Annotated in this window: 5 protein-coding genes; all 5 read left to right on the top strand. The window is 54.0% G+C overall.

Annotation, left to right across the window (positions count from 1 at the left end):
• Positions 1-49: 49 nt before the first annotated feature.
• From K355_RS23445 to K355_RS0107595, 5 genes are read left to right on the top strand one after another with little or no spacing between them, the layout of a single operon-like run.
• Positions 50-6,340 (top strand): DUF4347 domain-containing protein, encoded by a 6,291-nt coding sequence (locus tag K355_RS23445; protein WP_022731527.1) that lies wholly within the window; start codon positions 50-52, stop codon positions 6,338-6,340.
• Between the two features lie 36 nt (positions 6,341-6,376).
• A complete protein-coding gene (locus tag K355_RS23440; RefSeq protein ID WP_162142289.1) occupies positions 6,377-8,014 on the top strand; it encodes a TolC family protein in 1,638 nt (545 codons plus the stop codon).
• Between the two features lie 55 nt (positions 8,015-8,069).
• The gene (locus tag K355_RS23435; protein WP_022731525.1) at positions 8,070-8,789 is read left to right on the top strand and encodes an efflux RND transporter periplasmic adaptor subunit; all 720 of its coding nucleotides are present in this window, start codon (positions 8,070-8,072) and stop codon (positions 8,787-8,789) included.
• On the top strand, positions 8,790-10,130 hold the full coding sequence (locus K355_RS23430) for an efflux RND transporter periplasmic adaptor subunit (protein ID WP_022731524.1): 1,341 nt from the start codon (positions 8,790-8,792) through the stop codon (positions 10,128-10,130). It begins immediately after the preceding gene.
• Between the two features lie 6 nt (positions 10,131-10,136).
• Complete coding sequence (locus tag K355_RS0107595) at positions 10,137-12,293, top strand: site-2 protease family protein (RefSeq protein WP_022731523.1); 2,157 nt, start codon at positions 10,137-10,139, stop codon at positions 12,291-12,293.
• Positions 12,294-12,721 lie beyond the last annotated feature (428 nt).

Raw genomic sequence — 12,721 nt, 5'->3', positions numbered from 1 at the left:
ACGCGCGCAAGGTATAGCGCGCGCAAGGTACAGGTAAGGACGATTAAGCATGGGTATTTTTGCCAAGCGCGATGCGCGCAAGCAGCGTTCGGTCGCCACGGCGTCTCGTACAAGGACTGGCGTTCCCGGTGCCATTGATCGTTTTCCCGCCCCGGTGATCGCGCCCATGGCCATGGCCTTGGAACAGCGCTTTATGTTCGACGCCGCCGGCGTGGCCACCGGCGCGGAAGCGGCGCAACAAGCCGCCGCGAACAGTTTGGCCGACACTCCCGCGAACGATGCGCCAAGCACGCCCGAACGCCATGAATTGGTGGTGGTCGACACTTCCGTGGACAACTATGAAGCCTTGATCGGTGACCTCGCCGCCAACATAGATGTGTTGCGCATCGGTGCGGATCAGGAAGGTTTGCAAGCCTTGGCCGCGGGCGGCGAATACGCCGGTAAACAATACGACGCCATACATGTGATATCCCACGGTCGCGAGGGCGAATTTCAGTTGGGGTCGTCCCTGGTCACCAGCGCCAACCTGGATGCGCACGCAGGGGCATTGAGCGCCCTGGGCCAGGCGCTCACGGCTGACGGCGATTTGCTGTTGTATGGCTGCGAAGTCGGCAGCGGCATCGGCCAGGATTTCATCGACGACATCGCCCAGCGCACCGGCGCGGACGTCGCCGCATCCACCGACCCGACTGGCGATCAAGGCCAGGGCGGCGATTGGGATCTGGAAGCCAGCAGCGGCGTGATCGAAACCGACCTGCCCTTCACCGACTTGGCCCTTGCGGACTTCGACACGATTCTGGCGCTGCCCGACGGCGTTCAGGACGTCACCAATACCACCGTGCCCGGCAGTTTCATTAACGGTTTCACCATGACCACCGATACCGGTGCCGCAACGCTTTATACGGACGACGCGGCAGGCCTCTATTATGGGATCACCCCGTCGACCGCAAGCGTTCAGTTCACCGTCAGCGCCGACGGCTCCACGCTGGGGAGCTTCGACCTGACGGGCTTGACGTTTAAAAAATACAATGGAAGTGGCGACTTTGATTTCACCATTACTGGCATCAAGGCCGGTGGGAACGTCTCGACGTCGTTCACCACATCAAACGGAAGCACGGCCTACTCTGCGGGCGACTATTCGGCCTTTACCGGCATCACCGGCTTCACCGTTCTCATGACCCCCACGGGCGGCACCGGCAACAGCGTTGACGCAAACACCTTCGACAGCTTCACGGTCGCAAATTCGGCAGAACCGTTTGGTATTTCGTCGTCGACCTACGACGCCAGCACTGGCGAGTTGGCGGTCACCGGCACCAGTTTCACCGCCACCGGCGGCGCGAACAACGACGTCGACGCCAGCAAGATCACCATCACCGGCGAAGGCGGCGAGACCTACACCTTGACCGACACCGCAGATGTCGACATCGCCGGATCGACGTTCACCTTGACCTTAAGCGCCACCGACAGGGCGGCGGTTAATCAAATTTTCAATACCGACGGCACTTCATCGACTGGCGGAACTGCATATAACGTGAACGGGGCGGCGGGCTTCATCGTCGACAACGCCTCGGGAACCGACAGCGGCGCCGACACCGTCACGGTCAGCAACGTGGCCGATCCGACCATCACGTCTGCGACTTACGATTACAACACCAATGTGTTGACCGTCACCGGCGCAAACTTCGTGCACAAAAGCGGCGCAACCAACGACGTCGACGTATCTTCGCTGACCCTGACCGGTGAAGGCGGCGCGACCTACACCCTGTCCAGCGCCAGCGACGTGGAAATCACCAACGGCACCACTTTCACCGTCACGCTCACGGGCACGGACATCGTCGGCGTCGAAAGCCTGTTGAACAAGGACGGCACTTCTTCGGCGACGGCAGGGACCACCTACAACATCGCCGGGGCCGACAACTGGATGGCGGGGGCGACCGCCGCCAACAACATCGCCGATACCACCGGGAATGGCATTACGGTTTCGAATTATGCTGTGCCTGCGATCACGTCGGCGACCTATAACGCCACTACCAATACGCTTGTCCTGACCGGAACCAATTTTGTTTCTGCATCCGGGACGAACAACGACATAGATGCCAGCCTGCTAACCATCACCGGTGAAGGAGGCGAGACCTATACATTGACGGATACATCGGATGTGGATGTGTCTTCGGCGACCAGTGCGATAATTACGCTTAGCAATACAGACATTGTTGCGGTTGAAGGGCTGTTGAACAAGGATGGTACGACATCTGCAACGGCGGGTACGACCTTCAATATTGCTGCGGCTGATAATTGGATGGCAGGCGCGCCAGCGGGCAATGACGTTGCGGATGCGACAACCGCAGTTACGGTCTCGAATTATGCTGGTCCGACGGTGACGTCGGCGAGTTATGACTATAACAATAATGTCCTGACGGTCACCGGGACAAACTTTGTGTCCAATTCCGGCGCGGCCAATGACGTTGACGTATCGTCGATTACGATTACCGGAGAGGGCGGAACGTCCTATACACTGACAAGTGCGACTGATGTGGACGTCACATCTCCTACCCAGTTTGAGCTTACCCTGAGCGGTGCGGATCTGGTCAATGTCGAAAGTCTTTTGAACAAGGATGGAACGACGTCGGCCACGTCAGGCACGACCTTCAATATTGGCGTTGCCGATAACTGGATGACCCAAAGCCCGGCAGCAATCGACATTTCCGATACAGCTGGCAACGGCATCACGGTATCGAACTATGCAGCACCGGCAATTACATCAGCGACGTATGACTGGGCAAACGGGCAGCTTGTCCTGACCGGAACCAACTTTGTTGGCAGTTCGGGGGCGAACGACGACATCGATGCAAGCCTTTTGACCCTGACCGGTGAGGGTGGGGCAACATATACACTCAGTGACAGCAGTGATGTGGATGTAACCTCGGCCACCAGCGCGACCGTGGTATTGAGTGCTGCCGATCAGTTGGCTGTACGTGGCCTGTTGAACAAGGACGGCACGTCTTCGGATGGCAGCACGACCTATAATCTGGCGGGTGCCGATAACTGGATGACGGGGGCTCCTGCGGGGAACGATATTGCGGATGCGACGGCCGGGATTACCGTTTCGAATGTCTCTGCTCCGACTGTGACTTCGGCAACATACGATTACAGCACCAATGTGTTGACGGTAACGGGGAGCAATTTTGTTTCCAGCAATGGTGGGAACAATGATGTTGATGTGTCGACCCTGACATTTACCGGTGAAGGCGGGGCAACCTATCAGCTCACGTCAGCTACCGATGTCGAGATTACGGATGGCACGACATTCTCGGTCACATTGTCTGGTGACGATATTGCCGGTGTTGAAAGCCTGTTGAACAAGGACGGGACGACTTCTGCCACTTCAGGGACCACTTTCAATCTGGCGGTTGCGGATAACTGGCTTGCGGGTGCGGCGGCCTCAACCGACATCGCGGATGGGACCAACGCGATTACGGTTTCAAATTACGCATCACCGGCAATTGCGTCGGCGACATATGATGCGGCGAACGGACAGCTTGTGCTTACGGGGACAAACTTTGTTGGCCAATCAGGCGCGACAAACGACATTGATGCAAGTTTGCTGACAATCACGGGGCAGGGTGGCGCGACCTATACCCTGACAGACAGCGCAGATGTTGAAATCACATCGGCGACCAGTGCGACAATTACGCTCAGCGCCACGGACCAGTTAAATGTCGAAGGGCTTCTGAACAAGGACGGCACGAGCGCCGGGGGCGGAACCACTTATAACATTTCTGCGGCGGACAATTGGATGGCAGGTGCGCCTGCGGGGGATGACGTTGCGGATGCGACGACAGGTGTTACTGTTTCCAATGTTGCAGCCCCGACAGTCACCTCGGCAACGTATGATTCTGATACCGGTATCCTTTCGGTTACCGGTGCGAACTTCACCAAGGCATCCGGTGCTGCGAACGATGTTGACGTCTCGACGATCACGCTGACGGGCGAGGGCGGTACACATACGATTACGTCTGCGACCGATGTTGAAATCACCAGTGCGACCGCGTTTTCGCTGACGCTTTCAGGTGCCGACAAGACAGCGGTTGATGCGTTGCTTGATCAAATCGGTAGCTCATCAACCGGTGGTACGACATATAACATCGCGGTTGCCGATAACTGGATGGCGGCAGCAGACCCTGCAACCGATATTGCCGATACAACCGGCAACGGTGTGACGGTTACAATCAATCCCAAGATCACCTCGGCGACTTATGACGCATCAACAGGTCAGTTGGTGGTGACGGGAACGAACATTCAGGCCAATGGCGGCGGGGCGGATATTGATGCGTCAACCTTGACCATCACGGGCGAGGGTGGTGAAACCTATACGCTAACCGATACGTCGGATGTTGAACGGGATTCCGTTTCGCAGTTTACGATCACGTTGAGTGCAACCGACAAGGCGGCACTTAATCAAATCCTTAACAAGAACGGCACCGGTTCAACAGGTGGAACCACCTTTAACCTTGCAGCTGCAGACAACTGGGATACGAATGTTACGGATGGTGACACCAGCGATACAACTGGCAATGCCATTACGGTCTCGAATGTGGCAGTGCCGACTGTTACCTCTGCGACCTATGATGTTTCCACCAACGTTTTGACAGTGACGGGCACCGGGTTCCTGAAATCATCGGGTGCAAACAACGACATTGATGTTTCGACCCTGACCATCACAGGTGAAGGCGGGGAAACCTATACACTAACTGATAGCAGTGATGTTGAAATCAACAGTGCGACCAGTTTTGCCGTAACACTTTCGAGCACGGATGCCGCAGGTGTGGAAGCCTTGACTCAGGCCAATGGGACCACTGCGGCAAGTGGGGCGACCTATAATCTTGCTGCGGCGGAAGACTGGGCCAAGGGGGCGGATGCTGCGGTGAATGTTGCGGACTTGACGGGCAACGCCATCACGGTTTCGAACTTTGCAGCCCCGGCGGTTACAGGCGTAACCTATGACGCAAGCACCGGGCAGCTTGTTCTGACCGGTACCAATTTCATTGCGGCCTCGGGGAGTGCGAACGATATTGATGCGTCGCTTCTGACCCTGACCGGTGAAGGTGGTGCAACCTATACGCTGACCGATACGGCAGATGTTGATATCACCTCGGCAACCGCTGCGACCTTAACGCTGAGTGCGACGGATCAATTGTTTGTCGAAGCACTTCTGAACAAGGATGGCACGGCGTCAGATGACAGTACGACGTATAACCTTGCTGCAGCGGATAACTGGGTTACGGGAAGTGCCGCGTCTGTTGATGTCTCGGATGCGACCAGTGGCGTAACCCTGTCCAATTATGCAGCCCCGACAATTACGTCTGCGACCTATGATTCCTCGACGAATACATTGACAGTGACCGGGACCAATTTTGTCGCTGCAAATGGTGCGAATAACGACATCGATGTTTCGGTGCTGTCGCTAACGGGCCCGAACGCGGCGAGCTATACGCTGACAACGACGGCAGATGTTGACGTAACCTCCGCGACCCAGTTTTCCGTGACACTGAATGCCACCGATGCGGCCGCTGTTGAGGCCATTCTCTCTGCAAATGAAGCAACCGGGGCCGTTTATGGTGTTTCTGCGGCGGATAACTGGCTGGCAGGTGCGCCAGCATCGACAAACATCACAGATACTGGCGGGGTTACCGTTTCGGGATATAGTGCGACAGATACAGGTAGCAGCGGTACCAGTACAAATGTAAGTCAGAATGGCGGTCAGGGGCAAGGCAATGCGCCTGCGTCATCAAGCAACAATACGCCTGCACCTGTTGTTGTCGTTGACGTGACGGCACCCCCTCCTGGACTGACGAATGTCGGCGGGGTGGACGGTTCGACAACCGCTTCGGTTCTGTTCGGTTCGGACACAGGGTCTGCTGGTGATCTTGGTGATCCGAGTGCCGGTATTGATTCGATGACCATCGTGCGCAATGTGGTCACGGGCAATGATGCCCAGTTGAACCAGTTCTATGGTGCCGGTGGGGCAACTGGTGGTGGTAGTGTGGGGGGCTCAACTGGTTCGGGTGGCTTTGCTGGCGGGTCATCGGGGAGCCTTGGCAGTATTGCTGATGGTGGAAGTTCCGGTGGTCTTTCGGGCCTTCTTGGTGATGCCGGTGGTGGACTGAGTGGCCTTGCCAATTCGTTCCTGGGCGGAAACGACGGGCAACCTTCCGAAGACGGTGATCTCTTGACCTTTAACGATTATTCACCAAGAGCCAGTGGCTTCTCTGCTGAGTTGGCATCTTCTGTCGGCATGCGGGAAACAGCTCTTTTGGACGCATTATTGGACGAAGCATAAGAGATGATTAAAAAGACAAATACGGGGGAGACTTTTTTGTCTTTGGATACAGTTAAACGTCGTGAAACTGGCAGTTCGGCGCTGCCAAGAATGATGGCAGCCAGCAGTATGTTGTTGCTTGGGGCCTGTGCGGTTGTTCCGGAAACAATGACAATGGCAGATCACCTCAATCGTGTTGAGACCGATCGCAAGGCGTTGTTTGCTGATCAGGAAAAGGTGACGGCGCCAATTACTGTGTATGAGGCAACGGCCCGCGCCCTTAAATACAATCTTGATCAGCGTCTCAAGCTGATGGAAAGTGCGCTTGCCAGCAACAACCTGACTGTGGCCAATCTTGATCTTTTGCCAACGTTGTCTGCCGAGGCAGGGTATGATGGGCGCGACAATTTCAATGGTTCGAGCAGCAAGTCGCTGACGACCGGATCCCAATCACTTGAAAATTCGACGTCTAGCGACCGGGATATAAATACCGCCAGTATTGGCGTTACATGGAACATTCTGGACTTCGGCTTGAGCTATGTTCGTGCGCAGCAAGTCGCCGACCGCGTATTAATCGCCGAAGAGCGCCGCCGCAAAGTCGTTCATAATATCACCCAGGATGTGCGTGCCGCTTTCTGGAATGCTGTTTCAGCGGAACGTTTGCTGGAAAGGATTGCACCGCTATCGGCTACGGTAGAAAAGGCCCTTGAAGATGTACGCGAAGCGCAGGCATCGGGAAGTGAAGCGCCGCTAAGTGCGCTACGGTATCAAAAAGAACTGCTTGATACGTTACGTCAGCTTAAGGTCTTGCGTCGGGAACTGAATGCTGCAAAGACCCAGCTTGCGACCCTGATGAATTTGGAACCGGGTACCAAATACACTCTGGATCCGGGGCCTGTTGATTTTCAGGTGCCCGACATCAGGATCGGTGACGTCGACAAGCTGGAACGTATCGCTCTTTTGCACCGTCCGGAACTGCATGAAGAAGCCTATCAGCAGCGCATCAGCCACAAGGATGTCCGTCGTGCATATCTTGAAATGCTGCCCGGACTGGAACTTGATACAGCCTGGAACTACGACAGTAACTCCTACGCGTGGGAACAGACCTGGTTCTCCTGGGGGGCTTCGATCAACAAGAACCTCTTCGAGGTCTTTACAGGGCCAAAACGTATCGAGCAGGCAGAGGGACGCCTTGATGTCGTCGACTATCGCCGTTACGCGATGAGCATGGCGGTGATGAGCCAGGTGCACATTGCGCTTGCCGGTTACACCCAATCAATTGACGAGTTTCAAACGGTATCCGAGCTCTATAACGTAGAAGAAGGTATCAAAGGTCAAATCGATGCCAATGTCAGCACGGGCAGTGCCGGCCAGCGCGAAGCCATTCGTGCGGACCTGCAGTATCTGCTTTCGGAGCTGCGCCGGGATCTGGCCTTTGCCCAAATGCGCAATTCGGTTGGGCGGCTTTATCTTTCTTTGGGGGGGGACCCGTTGCCAGATAAAGTTTCCGGCAAGGATATCAAAACGCTCGCAGCCGAGATTCAGAACGTGACGTCACAGTGGTTTACGGGCGATATCAAGATGCCAGACGATGATGAAATTCGTCAGCAAATTGAAACAACCACCCGCGAACAGGAAACTGAAGAGAAAGATCAGGATCCCATTAAGAAGTTGGTTTCCTGGTTTACCTCCTGAAATGTTGCCAGTTATAGTGACCATACCAAGATTTTTTGCCCGGAGCCTGATCGTAATGATCGGGCTTTGGGCCTTTGTTTCTGTCTCTGATGCGCAAGAACAGCAATCGGTCCGTGCCTTGTTGAAAGCGTCAAGCAGTGCGGTTCTTTCCAGTCAAATTTCCGGGCGGGTTACGGACATTCCGTTTGTCGAAGGGCAGAGGTTTGACAAGGGGGATTTGCTTGTCGGTTTTGACTGTCGGTTGATGCGTGCGCATCAGGATATTGCAAAAGCGACCCTTGTTGGCGAGCGCAAGTTGCTTGAAAACAAGAAAAAGCTTTTGAAGCTTCAGTCTGCTGGCGCACTGGAAGTTGCTTTAAGTGAAGCAGCCGTCGCCAAAGCACAAGCAGAGTTGACAGCAGCCGGGTATGTGGCAAGCCAATGTCAAATTACGGCCCCATATCAGGGGCGTGTGATCCGGCGCGATGTCCAGCCCCACGAGACGGTCGCACCGGGTGATCCGCTTATCTCAATACTTGATGACAGCGTCCTGGAACTCGAATTGGTTATCCCGTCTGGTTGGTTATCCTGGCTGAAAACCGGGCGCGCGTTCAATGTGATTGTCGATGAAACGGGCAAGACTCTCGAAGCCGAGATTCTTAGACTGGGGGCGCAAATTGATCCGATAAGCCAGACCGTCAATGTCTATGCGCGTTTTGCGGAAAATTCCGATACATCGAACCTGATCGCAGGCATGAGCGGAACTGCGCAATTTTCGACCCCGTTGAACCCGTAGATGACACCAAAAGCGACACCAGCGAACAAAACAGCCCTTTTGCGTCTTTTTCAGTTTGAGAAAGAGGTTAGGCACGCCAGAAACCTTTCTGATCTTGCGTTTGTTTTGGTCAACCAACTGCGCGGGCTTGTTCCTTTTGACTCGGCGACCTTGTTTGGTGTTCGAAAGTCGGTGGCCAAACCTTTGCAGGCTTCTGATGTTGCAAGCATTGACACCAACGCGCCATATATCCGGTGGCAAGCAGATGTGCTTGGTCATTTTTTGGGGACGGGCGCGGGCAGCTCATCTGGTTGGTTGCCGCTACAAGATATCGAAGACCAGGATCCGCGAGGCTATCAGGAATGGGGGCAGCAGCCTGCTTTCTGGCTGCCGTTGATAGCACCATCCGGCCAATTGATGGGAGGGCTCTGGATATCTCGCGAGGGGGAGTTCCGTTCGGAAGAGATTGCTCTTCTTGAAAAGGTCGGGGAAGTGGCAGCCCATGCCTGGACGGCCCTTGATCGCTCCTGGTCGCCATCTTTTTCTGCGACGCGAACCAAAATGATTGCGATCGCAGCAACCTTCATTGTGTTCGCCGCAATGTTTTTTCCGGTGCAACAAACCGTGTTGGCGCCTGCGGAAGTGGTTGCACGCGAAGCCGCAATTGTGACAGCACCAATGAATGGTGTGATTGAGTCCGTTTCTGTTGCTCCCAATGAGCCGGTGAAGGAAGAAACGGTTCTTTTGCGGTATGACGCCACAGAAATTACAGGCCGTCTGGCCGTTGCCGAAGAGGAGCTCCTGGTTGCGCAAAGCGAGTTGATGAGTGCTCAGCAGGCATCTTTTGTCGATCCGCGTGTCAAGGGCGAGCTTGCCGTTCTGCGCAGCCGGATGGCACTGCGCAAAACAGAGCGGGATTACGCGCGTCGTATTCTGAACAAAGTAGTGCTCGTTTCGCCGCGTGACGGGGTTGCCGTCTTTCGGGACAAGGCGGATCTTGAGGGAACACCGGTTCAAACGGGGCAGGCGCTCATGCAGATTGCCGATCCGCTTGATACAGAACTTCTGATAGAACTGCCTGTTGCAGATGCATCCGTATTTGAAACAGGTGCTGACGTAACGCTGTTTCTTGATCATTCACCATTGGATCCGATTGATGCCAAGCTGCGTTATAGCAGCTACACCCCGGAACCAACGCCGTCAGGTGTGTTGAGTTATTATATGAAGGCATCATTTTCCGGAACCGAGCGGCCAAGACTGGGGTTGCGCGGAACAGCACGTATTTCGGGGAATGATGTATCGCTTTTCTTTTTTCTGTTCCGTCGCCCGATTTCGGCATTCCGTCAATTTGTTGGCTGGTAAGCGACGATGGCAGAGGAAACAGCAAAAGAAGTCTCAACGGGCAGGACAGAAGCGACGCAAACGCGTTTGCCAGAACTACGTGATGACCTGAAGTTGCTGAAAGGGCCGACCGATGTGGCCGGCATACCGACCTGGACAATTCATGACCCTGTCCGTAACCGCTTTCATCGCATCACCAGTGATGCGCATGACCTGCTTTCTTTCTGGCATTTGGCAACCCCGGACGCGGTTGCAAGAGCAGTAGAAAAATCCACAGGAAAGCGCCCTGCTGACGCCAGCATTGATTGGCTTGTGCATTTCTTGCGAACCAATTTTCTGGTGCGTCAACAAACCGCTGAAGGGGTAAAAGGCCTGTCGCGTATTGCAGGTGCCGGGAAAGGTCGATTTATCCGCCGTCTGCTCGGTCAATATCTGTTTTTCAGGGTTCCCCTTATACGACCCCAAAAATTTCTCGATGCCACGTGCGGCTTTGCAGATTTGTTGTGTTCGAGGACCATCAGGGTGCTGATTATTCTGATGGGAATTGTCGGGGTATTTCTTGTCACGCGCCAGTGGGATACTTTCTCGGCAACTTTCCTGCACTTCTTTAGTTGGGAAGGTGTTGTCTGGTACGGTCTAGCGTTAATTTTCACGAAGATACTTCATGAGTTCGGGCATGCTTATGCGGCAACACGTGCCGGCTGCCGTGTCCCAACCATGGGGGTTGCTTTTCTGGTGATGTGGCCGGTGCTGTATACCGATACGTCTGATGCGTGGCGTTTGGTTTCGCGGCGGAAGCGTTTTGGTATTGGTGCTGCGGGCATCGTGACAGAGCTCTGTCTGGCCTCAATAGCAACTTTCCTGTGGAGTTTTTTGCCCGAAGGACCTGCAAAGAGTGCGGCGTTCCTTGTCGCAACAGTCACTTGGGTTCTTACGCTTGTGATTAACCTTAATCCGTTCATGCGATTTGATGGTTACTACCTTTTGTCGGATGCATTGGGTTTCGAAAACCTTCAGGATCGTTCTTTTGCGCGCGCAAAATGGTGGTTGCGAGAAACGCTGTTTGGTTTCGGTGAAGCACCTCCAGAGCCTGCCGGCAGGCAGTTCGGGATTTTCCTGATTGCCTATGCTATTGCGGTTTGGCTGTATCGTCTGATTCTTTTCGCTGGTATTGCGCTTCTGGTTTACGGCTTCTTTTTCAAGGTTCTCGGCATTTTTTTGTTCGTTGCCGAGATCATATTGCTCATCGGGATGCCGATCTGGCGCGAGCTTTGCGAAATTGTCAAAAGGCGATCTCAGATGCAATGGAACCGCCGCCTGATGGCCTCTGTGTGCGGCAGTTTGGCTGTGCTTGCCTTGTTATGCCTTCCTTGGAATACCAACATCAATTTGCCGGCATATCTTCAGGCCGGGGAACGAAGTGTTGTGTTTGCACCGGAAGCGGCCAGCTTGCAAAGCTTGGCTGTGCGGCGCGGAGACATCGTCAAGGTCGGTGATGAGCTACTCACACTCAAGGCGGAAGAGTTGGATTTCTCCATCCAGAAAACCAAGTTGAGTATCGCCATGCGCAAGGAACTCATCCGACGTGAAGCAGCCGGGGGCCAAGAACGCACAAGGATCAATATTCTCCGGCAGGATATGGAAAGTGATTTGGCGAGGCTTGTTTCTTATGAGGAGCAGCGTCAAAAGATGACCATTCGGGCCCGTTTTGCGGGCAAGGTGGTTGAGTTAGACGAAAACTTGCGGTCGGGAATGAGCGTAAGCAAGGAAAAGCCACTGATCACGATCGTTGATCAACATATGGATCAGGTTGTTGGCTATGTGAACGAAGACCGGCTTGAGGAAATCCAGGCCGGTATGTCAGCTACATTTTATCCTGACGACTACGCGCAACCATCCCTGAGCCTTATGGTAAAGGTCGTCTCTCCGGTAAATAGTTCTTATCTCGAAGCACCGTTTCTTGCGTCAATCTATGGCGGGAAGGTCGCTGTGGAACAGGACCAAGATAAAAGGCTGGTTCCCATCGAGAGTGTTTATCGGGTGGTCTTTGAAGTGATTGATGCTCAATCATCAAAAGATAGAATTGAACGGGGAATCGTCAAGCTTAAAGGGGAAGGCAAAAGCATTGCCGGGGCGTTTCTCAGAAAGGCCACAGGTGTACTACTGCGCGAAGGCAATTTCTGATAAGGTGTGTTTATCTAGGTCGGTTGGCAGCCCATTTTACCTGAAAACGTCAGCTATTCTGGCAATCAGAAACACTCTAAAGGCACTATGCTTTTGAATCAAAAACGGTCACACCCTTAATCGATGTGACCGCATACGAGTTGCCAGAGTTCACTTAGTTTAAGCGATTTCCGAAGAGTGCCAGACATTTTTGGTGGTGAGATAGCTTTCAAGGCCCTCAGCGTCGGCTTCCCTGCCATAACCGCTAGGTTGAATGTTTGCTCAAAGAAAAAGCAATTTTTGACAATCCTGTTTGAATAATGCGTTGGCAAGCAGGACACAGGCTACCTATTCTGTGAATTCGTGTAATTTGTGGACGAAACAGGCAAGAACCACTCGTTTATTGTTGTCGGTATGAAAAAAAGAAAATGATTTCATTTAATTATTTT

This window comes from Thalassospira lucentensis MCCC 1A00383 = DSM 14000 (genome assembly GCF_000421265.1).
GTDB classification, from domain to species: domain Bacteria; phylum Pseudomonadota; class Alphaproteobacteria; order Rhodospirillales; family Thalassospiraceae; genus Thalassospira; species Thalassospira lucentensis.
The sequence above is the reverse complement of the archived record's forward strand: the minus strand, read 5'-3'. Positions and strand labels throughout refer to the sequence as shown.

What these genes read in the sequence shown, in the direction of transcription:
- K355_RS23445 (WP_022731527.1), top strand. Translation starts at nt 50, where the DNA reads ATGGGTATTTTTGCCAAGCGCGATGCGCGCAAGCAGCGTTCGGTCGCC.
- K355_RS23435 (WP_022731525.1), top strand. Translation starts at nt 8,070, where the DNA reads ATGATCGGGCTTTGGGCCTTTGTTTCTGTCTCTGATGCGCAAGAACAG.
- K355_RS23430 (WP_022731524.1), top strand. Translation starts at nt 8,790, where the DNA reads ATGACACCAAAAGCGACACCAGCGAACAAAACAGCCCTTTTGCGTCTT.
- K355_RS0107595 (WP_022731523.1), top strand. Translation starts at nt 10,137, where the DNA reads ATGGCAGAGGAAACAGCAAAAGAAGTCTCAACGGGCAGGACAGAAGCG.